Annotated in this window: 17 protein-coding genes and 1 pseudogene; 8 read left to right on the top strand and 10 right to left on the bottom strand. The window is 40.2% G+C overall.

The features are described 5' to 3' along the window. Positions 1-23 precede the first annotated feature (23 nt). Entirely contained in the window at positions 24-491 is a 468-nt protein-coding gene (locus GNF10_RS03755) for a DUF29 domain-containing protein (protein ID WP_185592293.1), read from the bottom strand. A gap of 37 nt (positions 492-528) precedes the next feature. Beyond that, positions 529-1,269, bottom strand: a complete 741-nt coding sequence (locus tag GNF10_RS03750) for a DUF429 domain-containing protein (RefSeq protein WP_185581064.1) — start codon at positions 1,267-1,269, stop codon at positions 529-531. A gap of 151 nt (positions 1,270-1,420) precedes the next feature. Here GNF10_RS03750 and GNF10_RS03745 point away from each other — a divergent pair, with 151 nt between their 5' ends. After that, positions 1,421-2,689 (top strand): glycosyltransferase family 4 protein, encoded by a 1,269-nt coding sequence (locus tag GNF10_RS03745; RefSeq protein WP_185581060.1) that lies wholly within the window; start codon positions 1,421-1,423, stop codon positions 2,687-2,689. A gap of 181 nt (positions 2,690-2,870) precedes the next feature. Further along, positions 2,871-3,635 carry an ABC transporter ATP-binding protein gene (locus GNF10_RS03740; RefSeq protein ID WP_221643517.1) on the top strand — a complete coding sequence of 255 codons (765 nt, stop codon included), beginning with the start codon at positions 2,871-2,873 and terminating at the stop codon, positions 3,633-3,635. A 115-nt stretch (positions 3,636-3,750) separates the two neighbouring features. Here the strand turns inward: GNF10_RS03740 and GNF10_RS03735 are convergent, their stop codons facing one another. After that, a complete protein-coding gene (locus GNF10_RS03735) occupies positions 3,751-4,281 on the bottom strand; it encodes an orange carotenoid protein N-terminal domain-containing protein (RefSeq protein ID WP_185581061.1) in 531 nt (176 codons plus the stop codon). 222 nt (positions 4,282-4,503) lie between these two features. Here GNF10_RS03735 and GNF10_RS03730 point away from each other — a divergent pair, with 222 nt between their 5' ends. After that, positions 4,504-4,878: a hypothetical protein gene (locus tag GNF10_RS03730; protein ID WP_185581062.1), complete on the top strand. Its 375-nt coding sequence runs from the start codon at positions 4,504-4,506 to the stop codon at positions 4,876-4,878. Between the two features lie 113 nt (positions 4,879-4,991). On the opposite strand, the gene GNF10_RS38330 is transcribed toward GNF10_RS03730, so the two are convergent. Beyond that, positions 4,992-5,627, bottom strand: a complete 636-nt coding sequence (locus GNF10_RS38330) for an HAD-IA family hydrolase (protein ID WP_260446274.1) — start codon at positions 5,625-5,627, stop codon at positions 4,992-4,994. Then, a pseudogene (gene queG, locus GNF10_RS38325) lies at positions 5,602-6,575 on the bottom strand (tRNA epoxyqueuosine(34) reductase QueG). Before queG ends, GNF10_RS38330 begins: the two are co-directional and overlap by 26 nt. A gap of 329 nt (positions 6,576-6,904) precedes the next feature. Here queG and GNF10_RS03720 point away from each other — a divergent pair. Beyond that, positions 6,905-7,336, top strand: a complete 432-nt coding sequence (locus tag GNF10_RS03720; protein ID WP_185585449.1) for a ketosteroid isomerase family protein — start codon at positions 6,905-6,907, stop codon at positions 7,334-7,336. Between the two features lie 84 nt (positions 7,337-7,420). Here GNF10_RS03720 and GNF10_RS03715 read toward each other — a convergent pair whose 3' ends face one another. The 3 genes from GNF10_RS03715 to GNF10_RS03705 form a co-directional block, all read right to left on the bottom strand. Then, a complete protein-coding gene (locus GNF10_RS03715; protein ID WP_012411419.1) occupies positions 7,421-7,846 on the bottom strand; it encodes an anti-sigma regulatory factor in 426 nt (141 codons plus the stop codon). Between the two features lie 3 nt (positions 7,847-7,849). Continuing rightward, a complete protein-coding gene (locus GNF10_RS03710) occupies positions 7,850-9,523 on the bottom strand; it encodes a SpoIIE family protein phosphatase (protein ID WP_185585450.1) in 1,674 nt (557 codons plus the stop codon). A gap of 164 nt (positions 9,524-9,687) precedes the next feature. Further along, positions 9,688-10,407: a response regulator transcription factor gene (locus tag GNF10_RS03705; protein WP_094329680.1), complete on the bottom strand. Its 720-nt coding sequence runs from the start codon at positions 10,405-10,407 to the stop codon at positions 9,688-9,690. 373 nt (positions 10,408-10,780) lie between these two features. On the opposite strand from GNF10_RS03705, the gene GNF10_RS03700 reads away from it, so the two are divergent. Both GNF10_RS03700 and ftsE read left to right on the top strand, forming a co-directional pair. Continuing rightward, positions 10,781-11,536, top strand: a complete 756-nt coding sequence (locus GNF10_RS03700; protein ID WP_185585451.1) for a WecB/TagA/CpsF family glycosyltransferase — start codon at positions 10,781-10,783, stop codon at positions 11,534-11,536. Positions 11,537-11,858: 322 nt separating this feature from the next. Then, on the top strand, positions 11,859-12,605 hold the full coding sequence (gene ftsE / locus GNF10_RS03695) for a cell division ATP-binding protein FtsE (RefSeq protein ID WP_163927653.1): 747 nt from the start codon (positions 11,859-11,861) through the stop codon (positions 12,603-12,605). A 91-nt stretch (positions 12,606-12,696) separates the two neighbouring features. On the opposite strand, the gene GNF10_RS03690 is transcribed toward ftsE, so the two are convergent. After that, positions 12,697-13,494 (bottom strand): armadillo-type fold-containing protein, encoded by a 798-nt coding sequence (locus tag GNF10_RS03690; RefSeq protein ID WP_185585452.1) that lies wholly within the window; start codon positions 13,492-13,494, stop codon positions 12,697-12,699. Positions 13,495-13,673: 179 nt separating this feature from the next. Then, on the bottom strand, positions 13,674-14,258 hold the full coding sequence (locus tag GNF10_RS03685) for a hypothetical protein (protein ID WP_185585453.1): 585 nt from the start codon (positions 14,256-14,258) through the stop codon (positions 13,674-13,676). A 507-nt stretch (positions 14,259-14,765) separates the two neighbouring features. Between GNF10_RS03685 and GNF10_RS03680 the strand changes: the two genes are divergently transcribed. Both GNF10_RS03680 and GNF10_RS03675 read left to right on the top strand, forming a co-directional pair. Then, positions 14,766-15,662, top strand: a complete 897-nt coding sequence (locus tag GNF10_RS03680) for an alpha/beta fold hydrolase (RefSeq protein WP_185585454.1) — start codon at positions 14,766-14,768, stop codon at positions 15,660-15,662. A gap of 384 nt (positions 15,663-16,046) precedes the next feature. Continuing rightward, the coding region (locus GNF10_RS03675) for a type I restriction enzyme HsdR N-terminal domain-containing protein (protein ID WP_185607114.1) at positions 16,047-16,504 on the top strand (458 nt) is incomplete at its 3' end.

The following is a 16,504-nucleotide window of genomic DNA, read 5'->3' as shown; positions in this document are numbered from 1 at the left end:
TTAATTTAGCAACGTCTTTTATATTACAAGTTTTCAGGTAAGTAATTAATATCTAGTAGCTGTTCTAAGGTATAGGTAGAATATTGAGGTAAGTTATCGAGTTTGCCTTCAGTTTTATCAGTTACATATCCTAAAGCATCATTATAAATTGATGCTAATTCTTTTTCTAAAAATTGATATAAATTCGTTGTTAACTGACGTTTTAATTGATTCCTGAAACCTCTAATTTCTGCTTTCCAATGTCCAGAATTATATTGATATTCTTCTGTCCAATATTGCAGTAGTAAAAGATGTCTAATAATTTGTTCTAATAAACTAGCAACCTTGGCTTTGTCTCTACGACCCAAATTTTCTAGCTCCTCAATTAAATTTTCTAAGTCTAATTCTTCTAAATGGTTAGCTTTCAAGAGTTTGATTGTTTCCTCTAGCCAGAGATGCTCGTCAATTTCATAAAGTTGTTTCAAACTCAAATTAGAACTAACTCCTTGCATAAAACTTCCTCGACTTAAATCTTAGGATATTACAATTTTAGGATAATATTCTCTGGGGAATGATAATGTAGCCAGTGGTGCGATCGCCTAATACCAAATTACGTTGTTCTCCCCAATACCACCAGTATGCAGCAACATAAGCGCAAATTAAGCTATCTAGTTTATCTTCGGTTGCTTTGAGGGCTGCGCCTGTGGTGGGGATTTCAAGAGGAAATAAACCGCAGAGGCGCAGAGAACGCAGAGGAGGAGAAAGAGAGGGGAGGATGTCGAGAAGATAATTTTGGAGTTTGATTAGTTCTAGGCGACGCTCAATGAGTCGTCCTTTTTTGTATTTGAGGATGCGTTCTAAGTTGAATAAGTTAACGATTGCTGGGTGGGGAAAGACTTCTATTTGATATCTGCTCAGTTTTTGCGGTTCTATGGTGGGTGCGTGGGCAAAACCACGTGATTCTAATTCTAAGCCAAAGTTGATGGTGCGATCGCTGAAGGGTAGGTTTTGATTAGCTGGGTAGCAGCCTGCATGATATTTACCAAAGTATTTGTGGCTGAGTTTGTCAGGGAGGCGGCTTCCGGTAGCGTTGGGTATGAGGGTAGGTGCATCTACGGCGATGATCGCTGGTTCGTCTGGTTGGACGCTACGATCAATCCAGGTGAGGATGTCTGCAATGGCTTCTTTACGGTCTAGATCGAGTAGTTGCAGTTGTCCATCTATCCATTCTAAACAGCATAGTCCACTTGGTTGCGATCGCCAGCCTAAATCAATGCCAATAAATTTCATTGTCATAACATGAATTTGCGATTATTTTCGCATTTTCAGGCTACCATTTACCTAAATTTACTTGCTAAAAATTGTGAGAAATAATCTTATAATCTGAAATAGTTTGTCTTAATTTATTTTATCTGGCAATAATTTAATCAAGATTATTCCAATGAAAGTTTTATTTTTACATCCCAATTTTCCCTCACAATTTCGCAACCTAGCGACAGTTTTAGGTAAAGATCCTAATTGCCAAGTCGTCTTTGGAACAAATCGTCGTGAAGGTGAAATACCTGGCGTTTTTAAAGCTATTTACACTCCTTCTCGGGAAGCTGCTCCCCAAACCCACCATTATGTTCGCAACCTAGAAAATGCTGTTCTCACCGCGCAGGCTGTCTATCGCGTGTCCGAAAAATTAAAAGCCGAGGGTTTCGTTCCAGATATAGTCTATGGTCATTCTGGTTGGGGCCCGACTTTATTTATGAAAGATGTTTTTCCCAAAGCAGAATTATTGTGTTATTTCGAGTGGTTTTATCACGCTCACGGTTCGGATGCAGATTTTGATCCTAATGAACTACTAAATGCTGATGACGAATGCCGTATCCGCGTAAAAAATGCGCCAATTTTGACTGATTTATATAGCTGCGATCGCGGCCTTTCTCCCACTAATTGGCAGCGTCACCAGTTTCCCAAAGAATATCATAGCAAAATCACTGTACTTCATGATGGTATTGATACCAATTATTTTGTCCCTAAGCCAGACGCAAAGTTAGTTTTACCAAGAATAAATCTTGACCTTTCCTATGTCGAAGAGTTGGTAACTTATGTGGGACGGGGAATGGAACCTTATAGAGGATTTCCACAGTTTATAGAAACGGTGGCACTAATTCAACAGCGAAGACCTAACTGTCATGTAGTAGTTGTGGGAGAGGATAGGGTGGCTTATGGAAAGAATCTTCCCGATGGTCAGACTTATAAACAATTAATGCTAGAAAAATTAAAATCATCTTTAGATTTATCAAGGCTGCACTTTACAGATAGGCTACCTTACAATGAGTATCTTCAAGTTTTACAAGCTTCTTCTGCTCATATTTATTTAACCCGTCCTTTTGTTTTATCCTGGTCAATGTTAGAAGTAATGGCAGCAGGATGTTTACTAATAGCTTCTAAGACTCCGCCAGTATTGGAGGTCATCCAGGATGGGGTAAATGGATTGTTGGTAGATTTCTTTTCTCCCCAGGATATTGCTAATCGGGTTGAAGAGGCGCTGAATCATCCTCAAGAGATGAAAAAAATTCGTGTCAATGCGAGAGAGACAATTTTAAAGCGTTATGATTTAGCCAAACTGTTACCACAGCATTTGCAATGGATGTTTGCTGGTAAAAATTCTGAGAGTTTCAAAAAGCGCTCAGTTTCTAAAGGATTTGGCAAAAGTTATTAGTCAAAGGGTTTTAGCCTATTTCCTTTTTGTTTACATAGTTTGATTTTATTGTGCCAACTTACTTATCAACAGGAATTAGCGATCGCTAATTCTTTCCCGACAATTTACCTTGTGAGGATGGTTACTATAGTTACAACTGGCAAAAAAGTAACTTACCAGCCCAAGATTACCTATAATCTTTATGACAAACACTATTTCAATTAACGATTCCCTGGTTCCTAATCCTCTACCGAAACCAGCAATCATTCGACTAGAAAACATTTTCAAGATTTATGGTAGTGGCGAAACAGAGGTACAAGCGCTGAATGATGTCAACTTAATTGTGGAACAGGGCGAATATTGTGCAATCATGGGCCCTTCCGGTTCTGGTAAATCCACAGCCATGAATATTATCGGGTGTTTAGACCGTCCGACAACCGGACATTATTACTTAGATAATCTTGATGTAGCCCAAATGGACGATCGCTCATTGGCGCACATCCGTAATAAAAAACTGGGGTTTGTGTTTCAACAATTCCACCTATTGCCCCAACTAACAGCATTAGAAAATGTGATGCTGCCAATGCTTTATGCTGGTGTGAATCCAAAAGAAAGGAGCGATCGCGCAATAGTTGCATTGACACGAGTTGGTTTAGCAAATCGTCTCAACAACAAACCAACTCAATTATCTGGTGGACAACAACAAAGAGTAGCGATCGCACGAGCCATTGTCAATCGTCCTGTAGTACTCCTAGCCGATGAACCCACAGGCGCACTTGATTCGCGCACAACCCAAGAAGTCTTAGATATCTTTAGCGAACTCAATGCTAGTGGAATCACCGTTGTCATGGTAACACATGAGCCAGAAGTTGCCCGTCAAACCCAGCGCATCGTTTGGTTCCGCGATGGTCAAGTGGTACACTCTAATCTAACTCCATCTGACTTGAGCCAGTTGGCTGTCTTATAAGTTATTAAAGTCCGCTTTCCTTCTCTAAGAGAGGCTGTCCAATGAAAAGCTTGGCACAGCGTAGGAGGAAGCGGACTTTGTTAGTATAGCCGAGACTTCTAGCCGCCAGGCCCGATTACAAACTCGACGTTTTTCCAGTTTCTGCTTGCGTTGCGATCGGCTTAACATCGGTGTAACCCACTTCACCAGCTATTGTCCGAAACACCGAAATTTGCTCGTCAAAATCTAGTTTTTCAATCTGGGAAACCAGATCGTTAATTGCCTTACTTGGCTCGTAGCTACCTGGTAAGTCAACTACTTGATTCCCCATAGCTACCGCCCAAGCATACCAAACTAACAGCTGGTTGTTTTCTTTTATCGCTCCATAAGCACGGGAATATTCTGTATCTTTGCGGTTAACAATATCCCGCATAATATCTAGTTGTTGCTCATCTGATAATTCAAAAAAGTCTCCTAGCAGAAGTGGTGATAATTCTGGTTCAGCAGCAGCAGGAACAGCTGGTGTGATAGAATCACCCATTTTTTTATAAACCAAATAGAACCAAGCTAGTTTTGCATCGGTATCTAAATTGTTAAACGTATCTACCAATTTTTGAGTTTCATTGCTCTGGGCTTGAGAAATAGTTTTATCGTAACTTGCAGTCATAATTTTATTTCCAAAGAAATTTTACAGCACAAACTAAGGCTTACCAAAGTTTGAGCATCAGTTTCTACTATCGAGAGAAAGAGTTATGTTAATTGTAAATTGCAGCTTTAATCTATCTTTTAATAGACGTAAAGTCTCTCCCCAGGGAGCATGAAAATAACTAATTACCTTGCTATGCTTTTTCAAGTAAGCAATAAAAAATTTAACTTAAGGATTTTAATTATGTCTGATGAAGTAAAGCCCAATGTTAATGAAGCTCCCACCCATGATGCTCAATTAGCTGCCGAAAATATCGCTAGTGGTGAAGAAAAAGCGCCAAAAGTTGATTTTGATGCTGATTATGCAGCGGCACAACAATTTAGTGTGAGTGAAGTTGACCGCACTGGTGAAGGTGCAGCAGCAGCCGAAGCAGCCACAGCACCTCAATATCAAATATCTAAGCCAGAAGAAACAAAAATTGAAGCGCAGTCAACAGGCAATCCTGACGATTATGCAGAGTTAGCCAAGGAAGTTGGGAATTCTAGAACTGAAGGTGTAACTAATGTCAGTGATGAACTATTACAAAAAGCTTTGGAAAAAGGTCAACCGAAAAAGTAATTTTCCCTAATCCAATATTTAGATATCTGGTGAAAAAGAACGTAGAGACGTAGCATCGCTATGTCTCTACAATGGTTATTGATAACGCATATTTAACTTAGGGAGATATATAATTAATAACCATTCATCACTTCTAGCAGTTCGCTAGGATGCTGAATCAAATAATCTGGATTTTGTTTAGCTAGTACTTCCGATGAGTTAAAGCCCCAAGCTACTGCAATTACTTGGATATTTGCTTTCTTTGATGCTTCTATATCTCTGGTTTCATCTCCAACATAAATAACTTCTTGAGGTTTGAGTTGCTTTTGCCTCAATACATTATTGATTATGGTTGTTTTGCCAAAAATTGTAATTCCTGAGTAGATGAAATCAAACAGGTGATTTAAATTATTAATTGTGAGAAATTGGGTAACGTTATCTTTAGAATTAGAAGTGATAATACCCAGTTTATATCCTTGATTTTGCAGTTCTATTAATGCTTCTTTAATTCCAGGAATTGGTTTTAATTCAGGAATTTTGTCTTTTAATTCTCCTTTAACTTTTTTAACTAAAAAAGGTATTTTAAATAGAGAAACTCCTGAATACTTAATAATTTCCCTAGATGTTAAGTTTTTAAGGAAACCTAATTGCTCTGGGCTGATGTGTCTATAACCAAAGTCTACAGCTAGACGATTAGCAATACTTACAAGGGCATCTACTGTATCAGCAATTGTGCCATCAAAATCAAAAATAATTACTTTCGGGGTCATTATTTGCCTGGATGCGTCAAGATTAGCTAGGGCGTTGCGTCGTAACATTTCTGGCTTAATCCGCCGCAAGGCAGATGCTGGAAATCGTTTATCCCACTCCTGGTTTGAGATTTGGGCTAATTCTAGCAGTTTGGGAGCAATATTCCCAGGATAAGGCTGAAACTCTGGAATATCAGTTGTGCTGGCAAAACGTTGATTCCAAGGACAAACATCTTGGCAAATATCACAACCAGCAACCCAGCCTTGCAAATGGGGTGTGAGTGTCTGTGGCAGTTTTTCGTCCCGATTTTCAATTGTATGATAAGCGATGCAGCGATTAGCATCCACAACAAAAGGCTGAGTAATTGCACCTGTAGGACAAGCCTGAAGACAACGAGTACAGCTACCGCAGTGTTCTGTATGCGGGCGATCGCTCTCTAGCTCCAAATTGGTCAACACTTCTCCCAAAAATACCCAAGAGCCATATTCTCGTGTAATCACATTACCATTCTTGGCAATCCAACCAATTCCGGCAAGTTGAGCCAATACTTTATCTTGTACTGGGCCCGTGTCTGCATAATAACGAACTCTTACACTTTCATCTAGTGATTCTAGCCATGTAGATAGCTGCTTGAGTTTTTTATGCATCACCTTATGATAATCTCTTCCCCAACCATAACGGGAAATTTTGGCATATTCCTCGCCTTCTGGACGTTGATGTGGGGTGTAGTAATTTAGCGCCACACACACTAGCGATCGCGCTTCTGGCATCACTAAGCGGATATCTTGACGTTTTGGGTTAGCCATCCATTCCATATCGGCGTGATAACCCAGTTCAATCCATGCTTGTAACCTCTGCGCTTCTGTGGCATCTATGCTATCTACAGCAGCAATTCCAACTTTGTGAAAGCCCAACTCGCTGGCTTTTTCTTTCACCACACTACTGCTTGTTACAGAATACTGACTCATTTTTTTATTTGGATTTTGCCTAAATAAAGGCAAATAAATTATACATTACCTAGTCAATACCTTTAATGAATATTTGTTACCTTCCCTATGTATCAATTTTATCGAGAAAGGCAGAAGGCAAGAGGGTAGTATTCCTCCTACCTCCTGCCCTCTGCCTCCTGCCTTCTTCAATTTTTGCAACACCAATGTAGAGACATTCCATTGCAACATCTTAACTTCCATCGTGAGGAAGATTTAGCAATATGTAGCAATCTATCTCAAAAGCAGCTTTCTTTTGAGCGATTTTTGTATTGAAATGAATATTCAGTTAGCATAATACAGAGAATTTTATGACTTCTGCTGAATTTATATCCCCAGCACAGTTGAAAGAAGAATTCCAGATTGAGGGAATTACAGAAACAAGCGTACTGCGTTATTTTCAAACCTTAAATGCCGGAGAATTTGAGGCAACTGCTGCCTTATTTGCGGTAGATGGTGTGATGCGTCCACCCTTTGAATCTGATATTGTGGGGACAGATGCGATCGCAGCCTACTTAAAACAAGAAGGCCAAAACGTTAAAGCTTACCCCAACACGGCAATCGCCGAGACTTTAGAAACCGGTGAGATACAAATTCAGGTAGCAGGCAAAGCCCAAACTTCCTGGTGTAGTGTGAATGTCTTGTGGCTATTTATCCTCAACCAAAAACGGCAAATTTTCTATACTAGAATCAAACTTTTAGCTTCTCCCCAAGAGTTACTTTCTTTACGCCGTGAAAAGTAGTAAATAAGTATAATTGTTGAGGAAATGTTTGATATTACCCAAAACAAAATCTAGGCATCAAAAATTCCTATAAATAACTTTTGTCTATTTGACTAATTCGGGTAAAGTAGCTTGTAATTTGAGACAGTTTGCACCATCAATCTGCAACTCATAGTCTACTTTATCCATCAGACGATTCATAATCAGCCAACCATAACCACCTTCTTGTTTTTCCAGAGGGTTGGGTGCGTAGTAGTTAGACATATCAAAGCCTTCGCCGTAGTCCCAAACTTCTAAGGCCAAATCCCGGTCTTTCACTTCTAAACGCAGTAAAATTGGTAAATTTGGTTTGTCCTTGTGGGCATGACGGACTGCATTTGAGTAAGCTTCCACCAAAGCCAGTCTCAAACGACTTGATTGCCGTGACCAATCCACAGATTCTCCTAACTGAATTTTCAAACATCCCAGTAACCAGTTTTCGACAATATTCAGAAAATTCAAGTCACTTGGTACATGCAGCTCACTTTTCATCACTTATAAAATCTCCAGTGAAAGTATAGTTTGATCGTCTTCTTGAATGTGGTTATCTGCCTGGATGCGAGCTAGTAAATGGTTGAGAGAAAGTGGTTGTTCTTCTTGTTGTAACAGTTGCCAAAGACCATCTTGGTTCAGCATAGAACGATTAACTGCCTCAGGACTAGAGCCATTTTTTACTGTTAAATCAGAATCATTTGAGATCGTTGCTTCTGTAATACCATCACTAGCGAGTAACAATGTGTCTCCAGTAGCGAGAACCAAACGACCAGACTGTGCCTGCCACTTGGGTAAGATTCCCAAGGGAACGCTGCGGACTTTTAGGTAATTAGGATTGTCGCCTAAAGCGTCTTGGCGTGACCATAACAGTGGATAAATATGACCGGCATTCGTGTAGACTAGTTCCTTCGTACTAGGGGTATAACACGCTAACACAAGAGTAATGAAATAATTGTTGCTAATTAAATCTTCACTCAGAGCATAATTGAGGTTTTGCATAACCACATTCGGCTCGGCTGGTGTTTCTTGAGATAATTCTCGGCGCAAAACTGAAATAATACTAGCCATAAATAAAGCAGCTGGGACACCCTTACCAGAGACATCACCCACTGCTAACCACAAGTCCCCTTTGGGATGAACAAACACTTCAAAGAAATCGCCTCCTACTTCCCGCGCTGGGTAGCAACAGGCTTGCACTTTTACACCTTTGATATCAGGTAAACTTTGACGTAGTAAGTTGTATTGAATTTGCCGAGCCACCTCCAACTCATTATGAATCTGCTGTTGCTTTTCTTGGAGACGCTGGTAGAGTTTTGCTTGAGAGAGAGCTAAGGCTGCTTGTTCGGCAACACCTGCAATTAGTTGGATGTCTTCGTCTTGCCAGGGGCGATCGCGTCCCCATTGGTGGAGGGCCAGCACAGCCAACAAATGCTGCTGGTAGCTAAGTGGCACAACCAAATGGTGACAGGGGTTGCCCTCATATATTTCTTGAGTAAGTTGATAATGACCGGTTTCCAGCACTTTTTCAATTAAAATACTGGGGTCGAAGAAGCAATCTAATACATTGGATTTAGGATCGTAGTATGAAAACTCATCTTGTATCAGGCGATCGCCCTCTACTGGTCTGAGCAAGCAACTGCTAGCGTCAAATGTTTGTCCAATGGTTGCGACAATTTTTTGCAGCATACTATCGTAGTCTAAAGACTCCCGAATTGCGGTTGTTACGGCATTAAACAAAGATTCTCGCCGTAGGGCCCGACGCAACTCTTGCGTGCGCTTCTTGACTACACGATATGTATCAGTCGCTTGCTCAACTAATGCCCTAAGTTTATCTGGATTCCAGGGTTTGGTAATATACTTGAATACCTGACCAGAGTTAATGGCATCCACTAAATCTTCAACATCAGTAAAACCAGTTAACAAAATTCGGATCGTGTCTGGAAAGCGCTCTACTGTCCGACTAAAAAATTCCGTTCCATTCATTTCTGGCATTCTTTGGTCAGAAATAATCACCGCCATTTCGCCAAATTGATCCAAGATTTCCAAAGCGCCAAAGGCATGATTGGCTTTATATACTTGAAAATCTCGTCTAAAAGTACGGTAGAGTAAATCTAGGTTGTCTGGCTCATCATCTACCACCATGAGCTTAAGTTTTTCGACCCCTGTCTCAGCCATATTTGACTTTACTTTTGAGATGTTTGAATGGCGATATAGTGTGATGTTTATCCCACATAATAAATCACAGAAAATCAGAGAAGCTATTCACTTTGAAAATATCACTTTCTCAAAGTTATGAGTTTCCCTTAATCTTTCTCAATTGCTCCACATAAAAATTACCTTTACCCAACTAAACCAGAACGCAGGGCGCGTACTGCTGCTTGGGTACGGTCATCGGCACATAGCTTATTCAAAATATTGCGAACGTGAGTTTTAACAGTCCCAACAGTGATGTAAAGTCTTTCCGCAATTAGTGCATTACTACAACCTTCGACAATCAACTGTAGCACTTCTAATTCCCGTTCTGTCAGGGTGTAAGGTTGAATTCCTTCCAGATTCTCGACATAATCAGGGTTAGAGGCAATAGTCTTGGTATCTACAAAAGCTGATTCCAACTTTTGAGGATTTTGTTGTGCTTGTTGTAATACAATTCGAGCGATCGCTGGATCGATCCAGGCGTTGCCATTGTAAGTTACTCTCACTGCTTCCAGCAAATTATCAAATTTGATATCTTTCATACAGTAAGAGTCTGCACCAGCAGCAAAAGCTGCCAACACAGCTTCTTTGTTATCCCGCAGCGTCAAAATTAACACTTTTGTGGCTAGCTGCTGCCCATTTGCAGTAGATTTTACCTCCCGTGTTAGTTCAATACCATCTTTATCTGGTAAACCAATATCTACGATCGCAATATCAGGTTGTACCATTTTTAACATCTTTAGCCCCTCGGCAGCATTGGCAGCTTCACCTACAACTTCAATTTCATCCTTTTGGATGAGCGCTGTCCGAATACCCACGCGAGTGAGGTCATGATCTTCAATTAAAGCAATACGAATTTTACTCATAGCCAACTTCAGCCCGTTACACTACCTTAACCATAAAGTCGAGTTTCGTGACATACTCCCACACTAACTGTAAGCAGTATAGTAGGAGCTTCTGTTCCCGGAACCAGAGTTGCAAGTTGAGCTTTTTTATACTGGGTTAATATTACACTTTCATAATAAAGTTTGCACTGATTCAGCCCAAGTACAAGCGCCCTGAAAAATCCCCTGTTTCAAAACCGCACCCTTGTAGAGCCAATGTTTAAAATAGGCAGTATGTCAAGCTTTCTATTGTTCCAAGGCACTGGGGATCTTTCCTGCCTAAGTTCTAATATAAAAAATTTGATAAACTTAACATTCAAGTAAATCTGGCGTGAGGGTTACTCAAGAATAGGCTATGTCTAAAGGCAATCAAGCATTTTCAGTATTGGGAATACCAGTTCATGTGATGGCTAACTATCCAGGCTGGTTGTTAGAAAGCCTAGAACAAGGCAGAGGAATTCATGTAGTAACGCTCAATGCAGAAATGACTATGCAGGCAGAGCAGGATGAATCACTCGCTCAGATAATTAAAAATGCTGAACTAGTTATTCCAGATGGAGCCGGGGTTGTTCTGTATTTACGGTTATTATTATGGCAAAAAGTTCAGCGTTTTCCGGGAATTGAATTAGCAGAAAAACTTTTGCAAGAACTTGGACAACAGAAGACAGGGGCAAAGGTGTTTTTTTATGGAGCAGCACCTGGGGTGGCCTCAACTGCGGCAGATTTTTGGCAGCAGCAAATTCCAGATTTGAATATAGTAGGCACTCACTCAGGCTACCATTCCCCAGAAGAAGAAGCGCAATTGCAACAAACTCTTGCTCAATTGCAGCCACAAGTGATTTTTGTCGGTTTGGGAGTGCCACGTCAAGAGTTATGGATTGCCGAAAACCGCCATTTGTGTCCTCAAGCAATTTGGATTGGCGTTGGTGGTAGTTTTGATATTTGGTCGGGAACTAAAACCCGCGCTCCCGCCTGGTTAGCAAATAATAATTTGGAATGGTTGTATCGGCTGTATCAAGAACCTTGGCGTTGGCGGCGAATGTTGGCTTTGCCTGCTTTTGCTGTCAAAGCTTTTATTTATCGTTTGACAGCAAAAGATGCAATTAGTTAAGTAAGTTGGCGCAATTAAAGCTAACTGGTAAGGGCTGTCATTTGTGCTTCGTCACTTGTACTGAGCGTAGTCGTTGGCGCAGCCTCTCGCAGAGAAGTATTGGTCATTAGTAAGGACTTTACTTGGTTAAGAGTTTTGCTAGCAGTAGCGGGGCGTTTAGTCTGTATTATTACTTAATTAATACTGAAGTCTTCAAAAAATTTTAAATTTTCTTTGTTGAATTTTAAATTCCCAGGCAAAACCTGGGAATCCTTATTTTGATAGGCAATGTCACATCTAAGTCGGCAAATTGTTTAGTTGTGGTTATGAGGAAAATTTAACAATGCCAGTATTAACAACTCAAGTTAAAACAGATAAATCCGTTCAGAGAGAGGACTCTGCAACTCAACAGCATGGTAGTAATACTACTGCAAAGGTGACATTGCAATCTGTGAGCAAGACTTATGCTAACGGCACTCACGCCTTATTGAATGCGAACCTTGAGGTAAAAAAGGGAGAATTTCTGTTTATTACCGGGCCAAGTGGTTCTGGTAAATCAACGCTCTTGAAACTGTTGTATGGCCAGGAGTTGCCTACACAGGGAGAAGTAATTGTTGATGAGTGTAATATAGCGGGTTTACGGGGCGATCGCTTGTCATTATTTCGGCGACGGATTGGCATTGTGTTTCAAGACTACAAACTGATTAGCCAACGAACAGTAGCAGAAAATGTGACTTTTGTGCTGCAAGCTCAAGGGTATACCCGTAAAGAAATTCAACGACGTTTAGAACCAACTTTAAAGCTGGTGGGTTTACTGAGTAAAGCTGATTGCTTCCCAGATCAACTATCTGGAGGAGAGCAACAACGGGTGAGTATTGCTCGTGCGATCGTTGGTACACCACCATTACTGTTAGCAGACGAGCCTACTGGAAATCTCGATCCTGATAATTCCTGGCAAGTAATCCAAATTCTCCAGAAGTTAAATTCTTTTGGAGCTACGGTAATTGTTACCACTCATGATGAACAATTGGTACGGCGGTGCAATCATCCGGTAGTGCAAGTTACTAATGGACAGTTGTCTCGAAAATAAAAATTGGGAACTGGGAATGGAGAATGGGGAATGGGGAATGGGAATTAGTTATTAGACAAATGACAAATGACAAATGACAAATGACAAATGACTAATAAACGTGATGTTTGACTTTTGCTGATACGGGTACAAAAGGTGCTGCTGTCTTGGGGGGTAGCACTTGTAAACGATGGTCTCCGACCGACCGGAGGCGATCGCAAGCTTGTAAACTCTTAAAAGCTGCCTCTCGGATCGCAACTTCTTCCTCTCGACTGAGTAAAAGTTGCAAGCATTCGGCAACATCTTGCTGCACTGAAGAATCAACTCGCTGACGGCTGATGAATTTAGTTAGTTGACGTAAGGCAATCAACCGTTTCAATGGATCTTTGTCTGTTAAATTGACCAACAACTGATCAAGGTAGTCTTCTTCTCGATTTTCATAGAAGTTGACAATTTGCCAGACTAATAAAATCAAAGTTAACAGGGTTCCCACGCCTTGGATAATAGCACCAGCTGCAATCCAAGAACTGTGAGAGTCAACCCAAATTGCAGCAGCCATATAAGTGCTGACAGTAGCAAGACCACCACTAATGACTGCTAAGACTAATCGACGATTTGAACTGTTTAAGAACTTACGTATCTTAGACCAGTGCAATTGCCAGTCCCACTTCTGCATTGAGTAAACCAATACCATTACCCCAATGCCCATTAAGAGAGCCAATAGCAGCATCCAGTTCCACAACAACATAGCAACGACGATTGTCAGGAACCCAAGAAAGCCTCCAGGCCCAGAGAAACGCTGAAATGTTTGCTGCTTTGTAGCTCCTTTTGTCTTGAACAATGGATGCGACCAGTTCCAGTTGGGGATCTGGTTGATCAATTGCTGCCAAGAAGACGAAGCCTGTGCCACAGTGTTTACCTACTTGATTACGAAATTACCTATTGTATAAGTTTTACTAGGGAATGAAGAAAAGGTGAAGACCCAAACCACAAGATGCCTGCTTTGCATCGACAGATAGTAGACTAGTACAGCACGGCGGAAATAAAGATAGCATTTTAGATGGCTCAGAGCAAGGGCATAAAGGCTTTTTAAAGGCAAAAATGAAAGTTGTCAATGGTGAATTGACCATCAAAAGCACAGAAGGTAACGCTATAGATGTTATTCACATTTATAGATAATAAGGTATTGGGGGAAATTGCTGAGTCTGAATTGGCAAGATTAGAGCCTGGTAGTGCAGTTTGACCGAGCAGTTGGCGATCGCGATCGTAAGCAGAAAGTACTAGCCGTTGAGAACTAGTGACAAAGGCACTAACTGAGTTAACCGGACGCAAGAAAGTAGCTTCTACAAATCCGCTTTTGGGCGCTCCCATTAAAACTGTTAGCCCTGAATAGGCTGGAAATGCTGGATTTGATGGTTGTATTGCTAGAGAATTGTGAAAAATTACTCCCCAGCGTTCATACTGGCGCTCTACTGGTTCAAAACACTTCAACTCTTCTAGGTCTAAAAAAATACAAGTAGGTACAGTAATTCTGGCAGCATCAATGGCTGACTCGACCTGATCCCTACAAGCTGAAGCTTTAATTTCATTTTGTATATTAAACTTGTCAAACGCAAATTCAGCGTCTTCAATCGTTGGTAGTTTATTTGATTGAAGAGTAGCCTGCTTTACCATGACATCCCGCCTTACCATTACTTAGATAATAATTAGATTGCTTATACATCAAAAGCAATTTATCTTACATATAGAAGTAGAATAAATAGCCTATTAAAATGAGCGTTTCAACTGTTTTTAACGCTCAAAATTATTTATGAGTTTTTTGATAGATTACCATAAAAACTTATGCTGGATTTAGGCTTTAGTGATACTCGCTACCATAAAAAGCCTTGTAAAACAGTAATTTCAAGGTTAATTTCCTTTTTATTGTGAAAAAAAATCACCAAATCTTTACAAGTAATCCAGTAATTTTACATCTGCTTAATCTGACGGTGGTGAGAAGTCTTAGAGCAATTGATTCGCTGATAATAACAATGAGTGGAAGTTTGAACTAAACACGTAAGCATTCAGTGTAACTAAAAAAGACCTGGGGACGCAAAGACAGGATCAAAATTCTCTCAGCGTTTACCCGCATCACTACTTTCACTTGTACCAACGAATGACTACAATCAACAAAAAATACTTATGTTTCAACCACAAGGATTTGACCAACACTCTATAAATACCTCACTAGGTAGAATGGTGTATTATTCTGCTGATGGAGCGCCTTGGCAGAATAATGTAACTGCTAAAGACGCTCGGGAAACTTTGGTGTTCTTGCATGGCTTTGGTGGTGGGTCTTCTGCCTATGAGTGGTCGAAGGTTTATCCGGCTTTTGCCGCCGAATATCGGGTCATTGCACCCGATTTGATCGGTTGGGGTCGCTCTGAGCATCCGGCACGGAATTATAATATTGAGGATTATTTGACCACGATTCGGGAGTTTTTACAGCAGACTTGTACTGGTCCTGTAACTGCGATCGCTTCTTCTTTGACCGCAGCATTTACAATTCGAGTAGCAGCAGCTAATCCTGATTTATTCAAGGCTTTAATTCTCACCACCCCCGCCGGACTTTCCGACTTTGGCGAAGACTACTCACGTAGTTTTTTTGCCCAGTTAATAAGTGTTCCTGTTGTTGACCGTTTAATTTACAGCACGGGGGTAGCCACCAGTGGGGGTATTCGCAGTTTCTTAGAGCAACGGCAATTTGCTAAGTCTAATCGAGTGTACCAAGAAATTGTAGATGCTTATTTGCAATCAGCCCAGCAGCCTAATGCTGAATATGCAGCACTGTCCTTTGTCCGTGGCGATTTATGCTTTGATTTATCCCTTTACATTCAAGAATTAATAACTCCCACCGCCATTATTTGGGGACAAAAGTCAGAATTTACAGGGCCTTCGATTGGTCGCCGCCTTGCTGAAATTAATCCCCAAGCAATCCGATTTTTTCAAGAGTTAGAAGATGTGGGGTTAACACCACAGTTGGAATTGCCGGCAGTCACAATTGGGTTAATTCGCCAATTTTTGCCTTTGCTTAATTAGTGGTTTTTCATTAGTCCTAGCCCTCTCGTATGCGGATTTCGTTTGTGTAGTAGCGTTTGCATCAGCGTACCGGAGGCTCTATTCTATAAGGCTGTTGGTCAATTAACGATGGGTTAAAATCACCAGCCTTTAAACATTGGTGAGAGTGTTGCTTTCCCAGTTGCAATACATTGTGGGCTATTAGCTAAAGTGTGTTGAAACGCACTGAAATTAAATAAATTAATTCGCCAACAGTCTTATTCTATTTGCTCAATCCTTTACATCAAGATGAAGGGTTCATTATAGTATTCAAAATCACGATACTATCTCACCTGAATTGATAAATTACTAATTATATAAATAAAATAAGGTATAGCAAATTTATACTAGCAGGTAGATTATCTGATGACTATTCCAGAGTCAATTCAAAAATTTATTACATGGATACAAGGTTTTGACCATCGGATTTTACAAAATGAAGATGATGTCAAAGAAAAGTTTATTTTACCAATGCTTCATTATCTCTGTTATCCAGAGAGATGTCGTCGTGAATACCCTTTAACGTCTAAATCAGGAAATTATCACAGAAATACCGAATTTGTTCAGGTTTATTATAAAACAAATGATATTCAGCAACAAAATACAAATAACTCACTTATGGCTATTAAAGCAATAGCACCAAATGAAACTAAATTAAATGAAGTTGTCCAACAAAATAAATCTTATAACGATAATTTTAATGCGTTATTTTTTGTAATTACTAACGGATATGATATAAAGGTTTTTAAACGCTCACATTACTATAAAGAAGAATCTGTTTTTGATCTAAATATATATATACTAAAAAATAATTATATTGCCTC

Source organism: Nostoc sp. UCD121, assembly GCF_014222285.1.
Taxonomy (GTDB): domain Bacteria; phylum Cyanobacteriota; class Cyanobacteriia; order Cyanobacteriales; family Nostocaceae; genus Nostoc.
This window is presented reverse-complemented; position numbering and strand designations above follow the sequence as displayed.

Bases quoted from the DNA above. Each gene is read 5' to 3' on its own strand.
- GNF10_RS03755 (WP_185592293.1), bottom strand. From the start codon at position 491: ATGCAAGGAGTTAGTTCTAATTTGAGTTTGAAACAACTTTATGAAATT.
- GNF10_RS03750 (WP_185581064.1), bottom strand. From the start codon at position 1,269: ATGAAATTTATTGGCATTGATTTAGGCTGGCGATCGCAACCAAGTGGA.
- GNF10_RS03745 (WP_185581060.1), top strand. From the start codon at position 1,421: ATGAAAGTTTTATTTTTACATCCCAATTTTCCCTCACAATTTCGCAAC.
- GNF10_RS03740 (WP_221643517.1), top strand. From the start codon at position 2,871: ATGACAAACACTATTTCAATTAACGATTCCCTGGTTCCTAATCCTCTA.
- GNF10_RS03735 (WP_185581061.1), bottom strand. From the start codon at position 4,281: ATGACTGCAAGTTACGATAAAACTATTTCTCAAGCCCAGAGCAATGAA.
- GNF10_RS03730 (WP_185581062.1), top strand. From the start codon at position 4,504: ATGTCTGATGAAGTAAAGCCCAATGTTAATGAAGCTCCCACCCATGAT.
- GNF10_RS38330 (WP_260446274.1), bottom strand. From the start codon at position 5,627: ATGACCCCGAAAGTAATTATTTTTGATTTTGATGGCACAATTGCTGAT.
- GNF10_RS03720 (WP_185585449.1), top strand. From the start codon at position 6,905: ATGACTTCTGCTGAATTTATATCCCCAGCACAGTTGAAAGAAGAATTC.
- GNF10_RS03715 (WP_012411419.1), bottom strand. From the start codon at position 7,846: ATGAAAAGTGAGCTGCATGTACCAAGTGACTTGAATTTTCTGAATATT.
- GNF10_RS03710 (WP_185585450.1), bottom strand. From the start codon at position 9,523: ATGGCTGAGACAGGGGTCGAAAAACTTAAGCTCATGGTGGTAGATGAT.
- GNF10_RS03705 (WP_094329680.1), bottom strand. From the start codon at position 10,407: ATGAGTAAAATTCGTATTGCTTTAATTGAAGATCATGACCTCACTCGC.
- GNF10_RS03700 (WP_185585451.1), top strand. From the start codon at position 10,781: ATGTCTAAAGGCAATCAAGCATTTTCAGTATTGGGAATACCAGTTCAT.
- ftsE (WP_163927653.1), top strand. From the start codon at position 11,859: ATGCCAGTATTAACAACTCAAGTTAAAACAGATAAATCCGTTCAGAGA.
- GNF10_RS03685 (WP_185585453.1), bottom strand. From the start codon at position 14,258: ATGGTAAAGCAGGCTACTCTTCAATCAAATAAACTACCAACGATTGAA.
- GNF10_RS03680 (WP_185585454.1), top strand. From the start codon at position 14,766: ATGTTTCAACCACAAGGATTTGACCAACACTCTATAAATACCTCACTA.